Annotated in this window: 18 protein-coding genes and 1 pseudogene; 11 read left to right on the forward strand and 8 right to left on the reverse strand. The window is 60.9% G+C overall.

Annotated elements, in window-relative coordinates; translation table 11 throughout:
* The first annotated feature begins 1 nt into the window (after position 1).
* Positions 2-862: a Tim44 domain-containing protein gene (locus AACY44_RS06425; RefSeq protein WP_339418622.1), complete on the forward strand. Its 861-nt coding sequence runs from the start codon at positions 2-4 to the stop codon at positions 860-862.
* Positions 863-998: 136 nt separating this feature from the next.
* On the forward strand, positions 999-1406 hold the full coding sequence (locus AACY44_RS06430; RefSeq protein ID WP_017135771.1) for an SMI1/KNR4 family protein: 408 nt from the start codon (positions 999-1001) through the stop codon (positions 1404-1406).
* Between the two features lie 22 nt (positions 1407-1428).
* On the opposite strand, the pseudogene AACY44_RS06435 reads toward AACY44_RS06430, so the two are convergent.
* Positions 1429-1860 (reverse strand): annotated as a pseudogene (locus AACY44_RS06435) (cation:proton antiporter); the annotation flags it as partial.
* Positions 1861-2028: 168 nt separating this feature from the next.
* Here AACY44_RS06435 and AACY44_RS06440 point away from each other — a divergent pair.
* Positions 2029-2514, forward strand: coding sequence for an acyl-CoA thioesterase (locus AACY44_RS06440; RefSeq protein WP_339418621.1), 486 nt, complete (start codon positions 2029-2031; stop codon positions 2512-2514).
* Positions 2515-2550: 36 nt separating this feature from the next.
* Here AACY44_RS06440 and AACY44_RS06445 read toward each other — a convergent pair whose 3' ends face one another.
* Positions 2551-3579, reverse strand: a complete 1029-nt coding sequence (locus AACY44_RS06445) for a hypothetical protein (RefSeq protein WP_339436618.1) — start codon at positions 3577-3579, stop codon at positions 2551-2553.
* 82 nt (positions 3580-3661) lie between these two features.
* The gene (gene pdxY / locus AACY44_RS06450; RefSeq protein WP_339418618.1) at positions 3662-4534 is read right to left on the reverse strand and encodes a pyridoxal kinase PdxY; all 873 of its coding nucleotides are present in this window, start codon (positions 4532-4534) and stop codon (positions 3662-3664) included.
* Between the two features lie 116 nt (positions 4535-4650).
* Between pdxY and AACY44_RS06455 the strand changes: the two genes are divergently transcribed.
* Positions 4651-5046, forward strand: coding sequence for a DUF3301 domain-containing protein (locus tag AACY44_RS06455; protein ID WP_339418616.1), 396 nt, complete (start codon positions 4651-4653; stop codon positions 5044-5046).
* Here the strand turns inward: AACY44_RS06455 and AACY44_RS06460 are convergent.
* From AACY44_RS06460 to zigA, 3 genes are read right to left on the reverse strand one after another with little or no spacing between them, the layout of a single operon-like run.
* Positions 5040-6002 (reverse strand): CobW family GTP-binding protein, encoded by a 963-nt coding sequence (locus AACY44_RS06460; RefSeq protein ID WP_339427760.1) that lies wholly within the window; start codon positions 6000-6002, stop codon positions 5040-5042. The genes AACY44_RS06455 and AACY44_RS06460 overlap by 7 nt on opposite strands.
* Positions 6003-6046: 44 nt before the next feature.
* Positions 6047-6691 carry a DUF1826 domain-containing protein gene (locus tag AACY44_RS06465; RefSeq protein WP_339418614.1) on the reverse strand — a complete coding sequence of 215 codons (645 nt, stop codon included), beginning with the start codon at positions 6689-6691 and terminating at the stop codon, positions 6047-6049.
* On the reverse strand, positions 6691-7899 hold the full coding sequence (gene zigA / locus AACY44_RS06470; RefSeq protein ID WP_339418612.1) for a zinc metallochaperone GTPase ZigA: 1209 nt from the start codon (positions 7897-7899) through the stop codon (positions 6691-6693). The genes AACY44_RS06465 and zigA overlap by 1 nt, the downstream gene beginning before the upstream one ends.
* A 142-nt stretch (positions 7900-8041) precedes the next feature.
* Between zigA and AACY44_RS06475 the strand changes: the two genes are divergently transcribed.
* Entirely contained in the window at positions 8042-8410 is a 369-nt protein-coding gene (locus tag AACY44_RS06475) for a glutamine synthetase (protein WP_339427711.1), read from the forward strand.
* Here the strand turns inward: AACY44_RS06475 and AACY44_RS06480 are convergent.
* On the reverse strand, positions 8407-9609 hold the full coding sequence (locus AACY44_RS06480) for an N-acetylmuramoyl-L-alanine amidase (RefSeq protein WP_339418610.1): 1203 nt from the start codon (positions 9607-9609) through the stop codon (positions 8407-8409). The genes AACY44_RS06475 and AACY44_RS06480 overlap by 4 nt on opposite strands.
* A gap of 128 nt (positions 9610-9737) precedes the next feature.
* Between AACY44_RS06480 and folE2 the strand changes: the two genes are divergently transcribed.
* The 6 genes from folE2 to AACY44_RS06510 are packed head-to-tail and all read left to right on the forward strand — an operon-like array spanning position 9738 to position 14947.
* Complete coding sequence (gene folE2 / locus AACY44_RS06485) at positions 9738-10628, forward strand: GTP cyclohydrolase FolE2 (protein WP_339418608.1); 891 nt, start codon at positions 9738-9740, stop codon at positions 10626-10628.
* On the forward strand, positions 10625-11293 hold the full coding sequence (locus AACY44_RS06490) for a metal ABC transporter ATP-binding protein (protein ID WP_339418606.1): 669 nt from the start codon (positions 10625-10627) through the stop codon (positions 11291-11293). Before folE2 ends, AACY44_RS06490 begins: the two co-directional genes overlap by 4 nt.
* Entirely contained in the window at positions 11293-12159 is an 867-nt protein-coding gene (locus AACY44_RS06495; protein WP_339418604.1) for a metal ABC transporter permease, read from the forward strand. The genes AACY44_RS06490 and AACY44_RS06495 overlap by 1 nt, the downstream gene beginning before the upstream one ends.
* Before the next feature lie 11 nt (positions 12160-12170).
* On the forward strand, positions 12171-13049 hold the full coding sequence (locus AACY44_RS06500) for a metal ABC transporter substrate-binding protein (protein WP_339418603.1): 879 nt from the start codon (positions 12171-12173) through the stop codon (positions 13047-13049).
* A complete protein-coding gene (locus AACY44_RS06505) occupies positions 13046-13606 on the forward strand; it encodes a gamma carbonic anhydrase family protein (protein WP_339418602.1) in 561 nt (186 codons plus the stop codon). Before AACY44_RS06500 ends, AACY44_RS06505 begins: the two co-directional genes overlap by 4 nt.
* Positions 13607-13609: 3 nt before the next feature.
* Positions 13610-14947, forward strand: coding sequence for a dihydroorotase (locus tag AACY44_RS06510; protein WP_339418600.1), 1338 nt, complete (start codon positions 13610-13612; stop codon positions 14945-14947).
* On the opposite strand, the gene AACY44_RS06515 is transcribed toward AACY44_RS06510, so the two are convergent.
* On the reverse strand, positions 14944-15465 hold the full coding sequence (locus AACY44_RS06515) for a DUF3617 domain-containing protein (protein WP_339418598.1): 522 nt from the start codon (positions 15463-15465) through the stop codon (positions 14944-14946). The genes AACY44_RS06510 and AACY44_RS06515 overlap by 4 nt on opposite strands.
* Between the last annotated feature and the right edge of the window lie 111 nt (positions 15466-15576).

A 15576-nucleotide genomic window follows, 5' to 3' on the forward strand; every position in this document is an offset into this window, starting at 1 on the left:
TATGAAACGTTTTCTTAGCATCGCCATGGCGTTGTGCATCGGCCTGACGATGAGCATCGACGCCAACGCCAAGCGCTTCGGTGGCGGCAAAAGTTCGGGGGCAGCACCGACTCACCAGACCAGCCAAATGGCTCCATCCGGCGGTGCTGCGGCTACCGCAGGCGCAGCCGGTGCTGCGGGCGCTGCTGCCAAGGCTGGCGGTGCTTCGCGCTGGTTAGGCCCTCTGGCCGGTATCGCCGCCGGTGGCCTGCTCGCGTCCATGTTCATGGGGGGCGGCTTCGAGGGCATGCAGATTTTCGACATGCTGATCCTGGCGGTCATCGCCTTTATGATCTTCCGCTTTATCGCTGCCCGTCGCCGCAAGCAGCAGGAGCACCTGGCTCCCGCCGGCGCGCCGATGCAGCGTGAAGCGTTCGAGCAAAAACCAGCCATGGGTTCGATCTTCGGTGGTTCGGCAGCACCTGCTGCAGCCCGCCCGGTGATCAACGCACCGGCCTGGTTCAACGAAGAACGTTTCGTCGAAGCGGCCCGCAGCCACTTCCAGTCCCTGCAGCAGCACTGGGACGCCAACGAAATGGACAAGATCGCCGAGTTCGTAACCCCGCAACTGCTGGAGTTCCTCAAGCGCGAACGTGCCGACCTGGGCGACGCTTTCCAGTCGACCTACATTGAAGACCTGCGCGTACAGTTGGACGGTGTGGATGATCGCGCCGACAAGACCATCGCCACACTGACGTTCAGCGGTGTGTCTAAGACCTCACGCTTCGACCAGGGTGAAGTGTTCAGCGAAAGCTGGAACATGGAACGCCCACAAGGCGAGAACCAGCCATGGCTGGTCGCCGGTATCCGCCAGAACGGCTGATCCCCGCACGCTTGAGCAGGCAGTCACAAAAAACCCCGGACCTGTCCGGGGTTTTCTATTTCACGGTTGCACTTATAGCGAGCTACTGTATAAAACGCCCCTATAAACCGCGCCATCTAGCAAGAGGATCCCGGCCGTGGAAGAAATCATCGAACAATTGCGTGAAGCCAACGAACCGGTCCCGGTTCCCCTGGAACTGCCTGATGAAGATCAGATTGTGGAAATCGAGGAACAACTGTTCATCGACATCCCGTTTGTCTTCCGGGAATTCCTGCTGACCGTCAGCGACGTGGTGTACGGCAGCCTGGAGCCGGTGACTGTCACCGACCCACAATCCCACACCTACCTGCCGGACGTGGCAGCAAACGCTTGGGATGCCGGCGTTGATCGCAGCATGATCCCGATCTGCCAGGACGGTGACGACTATTACTGCGTCGAGGAAGACGGCACGGTGGTGCTGTGGTCTGGCGAAGAAGAACTTGTCACCGAAGAAACCTGGGAATCGGTGTGGCACTGGGCGCGGGACGTCTGGCTGGAAAGCTGAGTTCACACCCAGGCCGGTGTGAGTGCTCTGGCGTATCCTTGTGATTATCCAGCGTCTCCAGCAATGCGACCTGCATCCGCGTATGCACGCGGATGAACCACCGCCAGAGCACGGCCGCCACCGCTGCCGTGACCACGGCGATCAGCACCAGCAACTTGTTGGTCGGCAGGATACTGGCCGACAAGGCTGCCAATAGCAGGAAAATCACCAGCAGCGAGAGGATTGGGATCAGCTCCGCAATCACCCGCCGCACGCGCTGAGTATGCCGCCCGGCCATTTCCGGCTTCACGCTCATCTCCGCCAGCAGCATCGACAGCGCCTTGAGCTTGCGGTACGCCGCGATCAGGAAGAGCAGCGACACCAGCATCGCGCCCTCGCCCTATGGCTGAATGCTGCGCAGCCATTCGCCATACATGCCGAACACTCGGCTCATGCGCTTGGGCATGACCGCCGCGGGTTAACACCGCGACTTCCGGCAGAAAGCCGGCGCAAGATATGGAAACAGATCGGTAGAAGCGTGACGGCAAGCCGCCCACCGGCGTCCCGTTAGGGATGGCGCTGCAAAGATTCCAGCACCCGCAGAGGTGCCCCCCAACCAATGCCTACAACCCGTGAGTGTGCTATGGAACCCGGAAACGCCCAGCTGTCGATGACGGTATTGATGACCCCTGACATGGCCAACTTCTCAGGCAATGTCCACGGCGGTACCCTGCTCAAATACCTCGACGAAGTCGCCTACGCCTGCGCGAGCCGTTATGCCGGCCGCTATGTCGTCACGTTGTCGGTCGACCAGGTGATTTTCCGCGAGCCGATCCATGTCGGCGAACTGGTGACGTTCCTCGCGTCGGTCAACTACACCGGCAACACCTCGATGGAGGTGGGCATCAAGGTGGTGACCGAGAATATCCGCGAGCGCTCGGTGCGCCATACCAACAGCTGCTTCTTCACCATGGTGGCCGTGGACGACCAGCGCAAACCGGCCACCGTACCGCCGCTGCAACCGCACAACAGCGAAGACAAACGCCGGTTCGTGCAAGCCCAGCAGCGCCGCCAGATCCGCCAGGAGCTGGAAAAGCGCTACCAGGAAATCAAGGCGGACGCCCTATAAGCCCTTTTCCCTTGTAGGGGCGAACAAACCCCGCCCCTACAACCGCCAGCACTGATCGTAGTGGGCGCACACATCAAATCGCTGATCCAACTGGCTCATGCGCTCAATGTGATGGTTAACGATGTCTACCATCACCGCTTTGCTGGTGTTCTGATAGTACTGCGCCATCAACTTGTCGTTCGCCTTGACGCGCTCGACCACGGCGGCGTCTGTCGGGTTTTGCCACTGCTCCAGAATGGCATCTTCGGTGCCGCTCAGCCGCATGCGGTAAACCCTCTCATAAAGCTCAAGAGTCCGCGCCTTGCGGCCGGCCAACTCCTGATTCACCCGTGCATAGTTCTGACGGTACTCAGCCCAATAGGCCTCGGGTGGAGTGAATTGGCCAAGTTTCGCCTTGCGCTCGGCGATCGCCTCTTCGGTGGCTTGCGGGCGCTGCGCTGTGTCTGGCTCCATCAACGTGATGAGCTGCATATGGGTTTCAACGATCGCGTTGATCAACGCGGTACGGTGTGGCGTGACGGGGATAACCTTACCGAATATCGGGCTTTTGCCTGCGCACGATGGCATGCCGTTCTCGAATATCGGCTGTGGAATGCGCACGTCCTTGCCATTAGATCGGGCCAGGCGCTGCAACGAAGTCGTGCAAACCCCCCGCGCCATGTCAAAGGTCACTTCATACTCTTCCCCTGCCTTTGGCGTGATGCTCAGTGCTTTGCCGCAAACGTAGCTACCCCCATTGGTATTAATCATCAACATCGTCTCTTTGCCAGGCGCCAGCTTGAACTCCAGCAACCCCCTGGCCTTGGCTGGCGGAGGGACGGACATGTCGACACGCCGCCGGGTATCGACCAGGAAAATATTATTCAGCATGCCAGTGGTCTGGCCCATACAGTGCTGAGCGTCGTAGACGTCGATGGTGGTATTGGACGTATTAGAGATGAAACGCAGCTTGGCGGCATCAGGCTCGGTGGCGTCAGGGTAAGTGCCGTTCACACTGCAACCGGCCAGCAGCGACATCAGCACCAGGGCGGTTAGCGCCCGCAGCGAAGGGAATAAGGGAGACATGGTTCTTCCTTGAAAAACACAGGGGATGAAGAAGCGTCCGATATTAACGGACGCCCTTTGCCTGGCTCAATCAGGAATGATCCTACAGGCCGATGGCCGTGGCTTCAAAACGCACCCGAGGATGGGCGATACGATCCTGGGCGCGCACCAGCTCCAGCTCGTAACTGGCGCAAGCCTGGGTCTCCAGCAGCACTTCATGCACCGCTGCGGCGGTGAACTCAAAGGCGGCCAGGAGGCTATCGCCCAACAAAACGCGCGCCAGGAATAGCCCCGAGGTCAAATCGCCAACGCCCACTGGCTGACGCGCAAACGCCAGCAGCGGTCGGCGCAGGTGCCAGCAGCCTTCGGCGGTCACCAGCAGCATTTCGAAACCATCCGGCAGTTTGCCGGGGTAATCCAAATGCTTGACCAATACTGCCTTCGGCCCGCGCGCCAGCAACGCTTTGGCCATGGCCAGGCAATCGAACAACGATTGCGGCTTGCGCCCGGCAAAGCTGTCCAGCTCCAGCTGGTTGGGGCACAGGAAGTCAGCCATGGCCGCGGCTTCGTCCAACAGGAAATCGCTGACTTCCTGGGGCACAATGCAGCCTTTCTCCGGGTGGCCCATCACCGGGTCGCACAAATACAGGGCTTTGGGGTTGAGGGCCTTGATGCGCGCCACGCCGGTGAGGATCGCCCTGCCCTGGTCCGCACTGCCGAGGTAGCCGGACAGCACGGCGTCGCAGTTGCCAAGCTCGCCGATCGCGGCGATGCCTTCCACCAGCGCCGGAATCTGCTGCGGCGCCAACACTTCGCCCGCCCACTGGCCATACTGCGTATGGTTAGAGAACTGCACCGTGTTCAATGGCCAGACGTTCACCCCAACCCGCTGCATGGGGAACACGGCGGCGCTGTTTCCGGCGTGGCCAAAGACCACATGGGACTGGATCGCAAGCAGATGAGGTGTGCGTTTCATGCAGGGGATTCCGTCAAGCCGTTGAAATTCTGGGCGCGCAGTATGCGACTAAACACGGCCTATACGACAGACCGGCGACACAGTTAAGCTGCTCTCACTTTGTTGGAGTTCATCGCATGCTGACCCTGGGAAACATCTTCGTGTTGATGCTGCTGGCGACCGGCGCCGCCTGGGTGTGGCACAACCACGGCTTGCGCGAACGGGCGCTGGAGCGGGTCAAGCAGCATTGCGCCAAGCTCGACATCGAACTATTGGACGGCGCGGTGGCGCTCAAGCGCATCGGTTTTGTGAAGGATGCCAACGGTCGACGGCGCCTGGCACGTATCTACAATTTCGAGTTCACCGTGACCGGCGAAACCCGCCATCCTGGGACGATTACCCAATTTGGCGCCCACAGTGCACATATCGAACTCGCGCCCTACCCGTTCGAGATCAAGACGCCGCTGCCTAGCGCCGAGGTGATCGAGCTGAGCCAGTGGCGCCAGGACCACGGCACCAAGAACCGTCAGTAACGGCAGGCCGCTAATGCAGCCTGCAACGCGGCCAAGTCCTGTGGCTCGCTGAAAATCAACTCGACCCGCGAATCACGACGCCACTCACTGGGTTGCCAGACGAGCGGGCTGTTATCCACAGCGTTGGCGCTAACCCAACCTTCTGTGCTGTGGATAACCAGCTTGGCGCGGCGCCATTCAAGGTGTGTGAGCCATTGATACAGGCGCTGCGCATCGAATTGCTGGCTCGGGTGCCAGCGCCAGCCGATACTCCAGCCGCCCTCTTGGGCTTGGCTGAGGCAAATCGGCAACGTAGGATCGCTCCAGATGGCCGGCATTTGCGCCAGGCCTTTTGGCACTTCTAAGTTATCCACAGCGCTGCTCGCGTGTTCGTGCAGGCCAGGCAATTGCTCCAGAGGCAGCCGGGCCTGGCGCGTCCAGTAAAGCGGACATTCCGGTAACAACCGCTCAATCGCCTGGCGCTGTGCGGCGTCCAGCGCTTCATCCTTGTTCAGTACCAGCAGGCCTGCACGGGCCAGCGCTTCCTGTTGCGCTGGCGGTAAGGGTTTGCCTGCCGCCAAGGCCTGCGCATCCAACACCATCACGCAAGGCTGAACGGCCAGCACCTCCTGCCACGGCGCTGCGCGCAACTGCTTGAGCAATTGCGCCGGATGGCCCAGGCCCGACGGTTCGATAAACAGCCGATCAGGCTTGGCCTTGCGCAACAAGCGACCAAGCCCTACCTGAAACGGGGCTCCATTCACACAGCACAGACAGCCTCCGGCGACTTCGCCCAGGGCAATGCCGTCGTCATCCTGAGTGAGCAAGGCGGCGTCCAGGCCGATCTGCCCGAACTCATTGATCAGCACGGCCCAGCGCTCGTGTGCCGGGCGCTGGGCGAGCAGGTGCTTGATAAGGCTGGTCTTGCCGACGCCCAGGGCCCCGGCAATCACGTGGGTAGGAATGTTCTGGAGCATGAGGGGCATCGTTCGGACCGTGTAGAGCGTTTGATCCTACGCGGTTATGCGAGCCAATCCAGTGTCAGGATCAAGCGGCGTTCATCGGCTTTGAGGGCTGGCGAGCGGTGAATCAAACCGTGGCCTTCGTTGCCATGCCATTTGGTGCCCTTGAGCAGGGCGACTTCGCCGCAGTGGATCTGTTCGATACGCTCGCTGGGCTCCGCGTCCGGTTGGCTCAGCTTGCGACGGTCCATCACGCCTTCGCGCAACCACTGGCTGCCGATGCCGGCATAGGTGGTGATCAACCGCACAGGCACATGATCGACGTGAAAACGCGGGCACATGGCCTTGTCCAACAGTCGCAGCCGCACACCAATGCGCTTGGCACCCAGCAAGCAGGCAAACGCGCTGACCAGCCACGATACATCGGCGACAAAGCCTTCATAGCCTTCAAGATCGCGGCAACTGGACGCCAAGCCCTGCACGTTGGGCACGGCGTCTTCGTTGTTGAGCTCAATGACCATGGAATCGGCCAACGGCTCATTGAGCGCCACCAGCAAGGCGCCGAACTCAGCGATGTGCAGCGGCAACTGGCGCTGCCACAACGCCAGGTTCACGCCGTCTTCGAGAATGTCAGAGAGCGCCAGCGGCGTTTCACCAAAGGCCTGGCGAATTACGGGGCGCAGGGGAATCACCGGGGCCAGCATCAGGCGGCAGCCTCCTCATACCAGGGGCCAAAAGGATCGGCCAGCAGGCGCCAACCTTCGACGCCCACGGCCATTTCTTCATCGTTGAGCAGGCAGGCGTCCAACTCGGCGCGCATCAGGGCGAAATCAATGTTTTGCCCGATAAACACCAGTTCCTGGCGACAATCGCCGGTGCTCGGTTGCCAGTTACCCATGATCGCCGCGACGCTTTCTTCGTCCTGCGGCCACTGGCTTTTCGGCACAAAGCGCCACCAGCGGCCGGCAAAACCATGGCGCATCAAGCCGCCGGCCTGGGACCAACTGCCCGCGTCCTGATGCTTGCTGGCCAGCCAGAAAAAGCCCTTGGAGCGCAGCAGTTTGCCGTTAACCCAGGGCCGGTCGATAAAGTCGAAAAAACGCTGCGGATGAAAGGGGCGGCGGGCACGGTAGGCGGTGGACGCGATGCCGTACTCTTCGGTTTCCGGCACGTGGTCACCGCGCAGTTCCTGCAACCAGCCGGGGGCTTGGGCGGCGCGTTCAAAGTCGAAACGCCCAGTGTTGAGGATCTTATGCAACGGCACTTCGCCCATGACCATCGGGATGATTTCCGCCTGGGCATTAAGGCGCTCGAGGATCGCTATCAACTCTTCGCGTTCGCGGCTGCTGATCAGGTCGATCTTGCTGATGAGGATCACGTCGGCGAATTCGATCTGCTCGATCAGCAGGTCGGTGATGGAGCGTTCGTCTTCTTCACCGAGGGTTTCGCCGCGTGAGGCCAGGCTTTCAGCAGCCTGATAGTCGAGCAGGAAGTTCATCCCGTCGACCACGGTAACCAGGGTGTCCAGGCGCGCGATGTCGGCCAGGCTTTGTTCGTTTTCATCACGAAAAGTGAAGGTTTCGGCCACGGGCAAGGGTTCGGAGATGCCGGTGGATTCGATTAGCAGGTAATCGAACCGACCTTCCTTGGCGAGCTTTCCGACTTCTTCCAGCAAGTCTTCCCGCAAGGTGCAGCAGATGCAGCCGTTGCTCATTTCCACCAGCTTTTCTTCGGCGCGGTTGAGCGTGACGTCGCGCTGGACTTCGCTGCCGTCGATGTTGATTTCGCTCATGTCGTTGACGATCACCGCCACCCGCAGGTTCTCACGGTTGCGCAGGACGTAGTTGAGCAGCGTGCTTTTACCGGCGCCGAGAAAGCCGGACAACACAGTAACGGGGAGACGATTGGGCATCAGGACATTCTCATCAGGCCGCCCGGTAAAGCCAGGCTGTGTTTTTATGTTATAGTATAACAACACAAATAAGCCAATGCCGTCTTGCTTGCCACGACGAAGGGCGCAATGCTTGAACACTTCCCCAACCTTGAGAATCCCGATGAAATACTGGGTGTGCGCCCTGTTATCGGTGGCGGCAGGAACTGCCTGCGCCCAAGCGCCGAGTCTGCTGGCCAACTGCACGCGCAGCGCCAACCTGCTGGCCTGCGTCGACCCATTGGGTAACGCCTACAGCGTAGCGACAGTCGGCAGCACCACGTACTTGCGCGGGTACGAGGTGATCGGCAAACGCTATTGGGCTCAGACCAACAGCCGTTACGGGCAACTGACGTTCTTTACCGGGCTGGCATCGGACGGTGAGGCATGGGTCGGCTACACGCGGCGCGTGGGCTGGACCACCCTCAACCGGTTTTCCAGTTCGGGCGGCGCCAGCGCCAAATTCACCTGCAGCCGCATGACCGGCTGTTAGACCTGACCGTTCTTCTGCTCCTGCACCCACGCCATGTAGCTGTTCATCGGTGGGTTCTTCTGGAAATACTTTTTCAGGCCTTCAAACAGCCCCTCCGCAACCGCCTGTTGGTGGCGCACGGTAACCAGGCGCGCACTGTCCCGTGCATTGGAGATAAACCCGGTTTCCACCAGGACCGACGGCACGTCCGGTGACTTGAGCACCGCAAACCCAGCCTGTTCCACGCGCTTCTGATGCAGGCTGGTGATGCCTTCCAAGCTGCCCAAAATCGAACTGCCCAGCTGCAAGCTGGAGGCGATCGTGGCATTCATCGACATGTCCAGAATCACCCCAGCCAGCATGGGGTCCTTGTCCTTCAGGTTCAGCAGGCGGGTGGCCCCGAGCAAATCTGCGCCGTTTTCTCGTTGCGCCATGAATCGCGCCGTGGCTGAAGTGGCGCCACCTTCGGATAGGGCATACACCGACGCGCCTGACGCGGTGATCCGCGGCGCCGCATCCGCATGCACTGAGATGAACATATCGGCATTGTGCTTGTGGGCGATTTCCACGCGCTTGCGCAGCGGTACGAAGAAGTCGTCGTTGCGCACCAACTTCACGTCAAAGCCCTTTTCACGCTTCAAACGTTTGGCCAACAACTGGGCAATGGACAGCACCACGTCTTTCTCGCGCTGGCCTTTGGAGCCGACGGCGCCTGGGTCCTTGCCACCGTGGCCGGGGTCGACCACCACGATGATGTCGCGCTTGGGGTGCGCCTTATCCACTAACGGCGCAGGTTCGGCGGCGATTTGTCGAGGCGCCTGGGTGGCGCTGGTCAGGTCCAGTACCAGGCGATGGCCCTGGCCGTCCTGGGGTGGCAATAGAAAGCTGTTGAGCTGCATCGGCGACGCCAGGTCCAGCACGATGCGCGTATCGCTTTTGCCGAAATGCCCGGAGCGGATTGAGGTGATCCCGCTGTCCTTCAACGCCAACTGAGTGAAATCACCACTGAGCCCGGCGCCGCTCAGGTCGATGATCAAACGCTCCGGTGCGCTCAGGGTAAACGTCTTGTATTGCACCGGGCCGCTGAGGTCGAACACCAGCCGAAGCTTGTCGTCCGAGCGCCACAAGCGGGCGTTGCGTATCTGCGTGGCGTGGGCCGTAAACGGCAGAGTGAAAAGAGGGCTGGCCAAGAGCAGGTTCAAGAGCTGACGTCTGTGCATACGAATACCGCAAATAAAGGAGCGTCCCTACTCGACATGACTGAAAAAAGGCTGGAGCAGAAAAATCATCGTCGACTCAATAGTTATAATATAACATGTCTTTTTTATTTCCAACGATGGACCTGCTCATGAATGCGCTGACTCTGCCGGATATCGCCGCGCAGGCTTCACGCCAAGCCTTGCCACTCGATTGGGTGGGCATGTGCGGCATCGCGTTGCCGATCCTGATCAACGGCCAGCACCTGACGGCCACCGCCGACGCTGGCGTGAGCCTGGACGATGGCAGCGCCCGTGGCATTCATATGTCACGCCTGTACCTGGCGCTGGAAATGCTCGACCAGCAGTCCCTTACGCCCGCACATCTGCGTAATGTACTGCAGCGGTTTCTCGACAGTCATGAAGGTTTATCTAAGAACGCCTACCTGCGTATCCACACGGATTTGCTGCTGAAACGCGCCGCCTTGGTCAGCCCCTTGGCCGGATGGAAGCGCTACCCGATCAGTATCGAAGCGCGTCTTGAAAACCAGATGTTCCACGTGGAACTAAAAATTGACGTTATTTATTCCTCAACCTGCCCCTGCTCTGCTGCCCTCGCCAGGCAATTGATTCAGCAGCAATTTGTCGAAGACTTTGGCAACACCCCGTTGCGGCACGACGACGTGTTGAGCTGGCTCGGCAGCGCCAACGGCATCGTCGCCACGCCCCACAGTCAGCGCAGCAATGCGCAATTGCATGTCCAACTGCAAGGCGAGCAATTACCTATTACAGAGTTAATCGATAAGGTCGAAGCCGCCCTCGGCACCGCCGTACAAACCGCTGTAAAACGTGCGGACGAACAAGCCTTCGCCCTGGCCAATGGGCAGAACCTGATGTTCTGCGAAGACGCCGCCCGCCGCGTGAACCTCGCCTTGAAACGCTCGGATGCCGTCAAAGCCTTCCACCTGAAAGTGATCCACGCCGAAAGCCTGCACGCGCACGATGCCGTGGCTGAAAGCCGCTGGACGAGAAACCCTGCATGATCACCTGCACCGCTTTGCGCTGGGGCGCCCCAGGCCAACCGCTGACACCCGCCATAAACCTCACCCTGGAAAAAGGCAGCCTGACCGGCATCATCGGGGCCAACGGCACCGGTAAAAGCAGCCTGCTCAAGGTCATCGCCGGCCTGCAAAAACCTCTGGCGGGCAAAGTCAGCGTGGACGTTCCACGCCGTGGCGGCCTGTCGTTCCTGCCCCAGCAGCAACAACTCGACCGCCAATTCCCCATCAGCCTTCAAGAATTGGTCGCCGCCGGTTTCTGGGGCACTCAACTCTCCCCGCCACAACGTAGCCAGCGCCTTGAGGCGGTATTGCAAGACTGGTGCCTCAGCGGCCTGGAGCACCGCCCGTTGATGGCCTTGTCCGGGGGCGAATTGCAGCGCGCCCTGCTCGCCCGTATGAGCCTGGCCGAATCGCCCGTGTTGTTGCTCGACGAGCCTCACGCCGCCCTCGACGAAGAAGGCCAGGCGCTGTGCTGGAAACACATCCACGCCTGGCAAGCGCAAGGCCGCACGCTGATCGTCGTCTGCCATGACCTTGCGTCCGTGCGCCAGCACACCCAGCAAGTGGTGCAAATCAAAAGCACCGGCTGCGTGTTTGGCCCGAGCAAAGAGCTGATCCGCCCGCAACCTCAGATGCAGGTGGCCTGATGCATTTCGCCGCCCACCTGTGGATGCCCTTCGTCGACTTCGTCTTCATGCGTCGCGCCTTGATTGGCGGCCTGGTACTCGCCTGCAGCACCGCACCGTTGGGCGTGTTTTTGATCCTGCGGCGCATGAGCCTGATCGGTGACGCCGTCGCCCACGGCATTCTGCCCGGCGCCGCGCTGGGTTTCTGGTTTGCCGGGCTCAGCCTGCCCGCCTTGACCATCGGTGGCCTCGGTGCAGGCCTTAGCATGGCTGGCCTGTCCGCCTGGATCACACGTCGCACAGGCCTGCGCGAAGACGCCAGCCTCGCTGCCATCTACCCCATCTCGCTGGCCACCGGCGTGCTGATCCTCGGCATCGCCGGCAAGCGCCTGGACCTGCTGCACCTGCTGTTCGGCTCCGCCTTGGCCGTGGACCAAACCACCCTCACTGGCATGCTCTGGGTCACGGGTTTCAGCCTGATCGCCATGGCTGTGATCTATAAGCCGCTGCTGCTGGACACCCTCGACCCACTGTTCCTGCAAACCGTCAGTCGCCTCGGCCCACTGGCTCACGGGCTGTTCCTGACCCTGGTGGTGCTGAACCTCGTGATCGGCTTCCAGGCCATCGGCGCCTTGATGGTGGTGGGCCTGATGATGTTGCCGGCCATCGCTTCACGTTTCTGGAGCCGGCGCCTGCCCGTGTTGATCGCAGTATCGGCAGTGCTGGGATGCGTGTCGGTGTGGCTGGGTTTGTTGCTGTCGTTCTACTACTCGTTACCCAGCGGCCCGGCCATCGTGCTGGTGGCGGGTGCAGGGTATCTGCTGTCCGTTGTCTTCGGTCCGGTGCACGGCTTGCTGCGCCGCCCGCCCTTGCTGTCATCCCAATGAGGTGTTTCCCGATGCGCGCTCTACTCGTGCTGTTCAGTCTCGTCTTGTCCTTATCGACGGCTCAGGCCGCAGACAAGCTTCAGGTGGTCACCAGCTTCAGCATCCTCGATGACATCACTCACCAGATCGGTGGCGATCACATCCAGATCAGCAATATGGTCGGCCCCGACGCCGACGCCCATACCTACGAGCCAACGCCGGACGATGCCAAAGCGCTGCTCAAGGCCAGAGTCATCATCAAGAACGGCCTCGGCTTCGAGCCTTGGCTGGACCGCCTGGTAACCAGCACCGAAACCAAAGCCACCGTGGTCACTGCCAGCAAAGGCGTGATCTCCCACACCATGGATGAAGACGGCGAAACCATTCCCGACCCACACGCCTGGCATAACCTGGCCAATGCCGAAATCTACGTGAACAACATCACCAAGGCGCTGATCGCTGCCGACCCCGTCAACAAGGCCGACTATCAGCGCAACAGCCAAACCTACCTGAAAGAAATCCACCGCCTGCTCGCCGAGGCCAAGACCAAGTTCGGCGCGCTGCCACCCGGCAACCGCCGCATCGTCACCTCCCACGACGCCTTCGGTTACCTGGGCCAGGCTTACGGTATCGAGTTCCTCGCCCCCCAAGGCCTGTCCACCGAACGTGAGCCGTCCGCTGCCGAAGTGGCTGCGCTGATCACTCAGATCCGCAAAGACAAAGTCAAAGCCGTGTTCATGGAAAACATCAAGGATTCGCGCCTGCTCAAGCAGATCGCTGATGAAAGCGGCGCGCAGATCGGCGGCACGTTGTACTCCGACGCCCTCGCCGCGGAAGGCCCGGCCAGCACCTTCACAGGACTGTTCGAATACAACCTCAACACCCTGTGCGCCGCGTTGGGCAAGCCATGATCCGCAAGAACCCGTCGGGCGATCTGCCCGTGATTGCCGAATCCGCCTACGTCGACAAAACTGCGATCATCTGCGGCAAAGTCATCATTGGCGAGAACGTCTTCGTCGGCCCCTACGCCGTGATCCGTGCCGACGAAGTCGACGCCAGCGGCACCATGGACCCGATCACCATCGGTGCCAACTCCAACATCCAGGACGGCGTGGTCATCCATTCCAAGTCCGGCGCGGCGGTGACGATCGGAGAATTTACTTCCATCGCCCACCGCTCCATCGTCCACGGCCCGTGCAGCGTTGGCGACCGCGTGTTCATCGGTTTCAACAGCGTGCTGTTCAACTGCGCCTTGGGTGACGGCTGCGTGGTGCGCCACAACTCGGTGGTCGACGGGCGCGACTTGCCCGCCGCGTTCTACGTGCCCTCCACCACCCGCATCGGACCCAATACCGACCTGTCGCAATTCCCGCCGGTGAGCGTCAGTGCCTCGGAGTTCTCCGAAGACGTGGCACGCACCAATGTCGATCTGGTGCGCGGCTACAAAGCCCTGCAAAACGAGTTCTGAACCATGAGCCGCCTGCTGATCCGCAACGCCCGCCTGGTGAATGAAGGCCAGGCATTCGACGCCGATGTATGGGTTGCCAATGGTCGCATCGAGAAGATCGCCAGCAGCATCGAAGGCTGCAACGCGACCGTGGCCATCGACGCACAAGGCCAATGGCTGCTGCCCGGCATGATTGATGACCAAGTGCACTTTCGCGACCCCGGGGCACCGGACAAAGGCAGTTTCTACAGTGAATCCCGCGCCGCGGTGGCCGGTGGCATCACCAGCTTCATGGACATGCCCAACACCCATCCGGCCACCCTGAACCTGGAAGCCCTGGCCGATAAAAAACGCCGCGCCGCACTGCACTCGGTGGCCAACTATGGCTTTCACTTCGGCGTGAGCAACGACAACCTCGACACCGTCGCCGCGCTCGACCCGCGGGAGGTGGCCGGGGTCAAAGTGTTCATGGGCGCCTCGACCGGCAACATGTTGGTGGACGATCCACGCATCCTGGAACGCCTGTTCGCCGAAGTGCCGACCATTCTGTTGGCCCATTGCGAGCACACGCCGAGCATCCAGGCCAACGAACTGCGCCTGCACGAACGCTTCGGCGAGCACATCCCAGCCGTGGCGCACCCGCTGATCCGCGATGCCGAGGCGTGCTATCGTTCCTCATCTTTTGCGGTGGAACTGGCCAAGCGTTATGGCACCCGCCTGCACGTATTGCATCTGACCAGCGCCCGCGAGTTGGCGCTATTCGAAGACAAGCCTCTGGCCGAAAAACGCATCACCGCCGAAGTCTGCCTGCATCACCTGCTGTTCGATGACCGCGACTATCACCGCCTCGGCCACCAGATCAAATGCAACCCGGCGATCAAGACCCGCGCCGACCGCGATGCCTTGCGCTTGGCCTTGTTGAGCAACCGGCTGGATGTGATCGGCAGCGACCACGCGCCGCATACCTGGGCGCAAAAACAGATGGGGTATCGCGAAGCGCCGTCAGGGCTGCCGTTGGTGCAGCACGCGTTGCCGGCATTACTGGAGTTGGTGGCGGACGGGCTGCTGCCCATCACCACCCTGGTAGCGAAGACCAGCCACCGCGTCGCCGACCTGTTTGCCATCCCGGACCGGGGTTATTTACGCGAAGGCTATTGGGCCGACCTGGTACTGATCAAACCCGAGCCCGAGGGAAAGCCCGTCAGCAGCCAGCCGATCCTGGCCCGCTGCGGTTGGACGCCCTTCGCCGAACGCAGCTTTCGCCACAGCGTCAGCACCACCCTGGTATCCGGCCACCTGGCCTGGCACAACGGCCAAGTGGTCGATAGCTGTCAGGGTTTACCCCTGCATTTTCTGCGTTAAGCGCGAGGCTTGACTGTACCGCAATCGTTACCCAACCACTGGGCATGGCTGTCCAGGCTGCCCTTCTGCTGGATCCCAGTGGCGTTGAAGGTGCCGTTGACGGTGGTGGTGAATTCCTTCTGGCTCTGGAACGTCGCCACGCCCGTGCCCTGGGCTTTCGGGCAACTGAAGCGGAATTTCCACTGGTTGCCGGTCTTGTCGGTCACTTCCTGTTTGCAGCCCGATTGCGGGTCGGTCAGGGGGATGGAATCGGAGGCGACCTGTGCCGGTGTAAGGCACACCTGCACACCTTTGCCGGCCATGTTGATGCCTTGTTTTTCGAGCATGGCACGCTGTTCGGGGGTCATCTGTTGCTTGAGTTGACCGAGGATCAGCGACAAGTCCGGCAGGTCCTGGTTATCGACTTTCATATTGCTGGTGGTCAATTCCCACAAGCCCGGCGCCAGCATCTGCGCCTGCGCTGCCACGGGCAGCGACAAACCAACAACCATGGCCAAACCTAGCAGACGAGCATTCATCGGGTAACTCCTGGGCAATTGTGGGCGTTAGACGCCGCAAAAGCGTCAGTGTTGCACGGCAAATAAAATAGCGACATTCGTGACCAGACATGGTCTGTTAGGCACTGGATT

The organism is Pseudomonas sp. RA_15y_Pfl1_P11 (genome assembly GCF_963970975.1).
GTDB lineage: Bacteria > Pseudomonadota > Gammaproteobacteria > Pseudomonadales > Pseudomonadaceae > Aquipseudomonas > Aquipseudomonas tritici.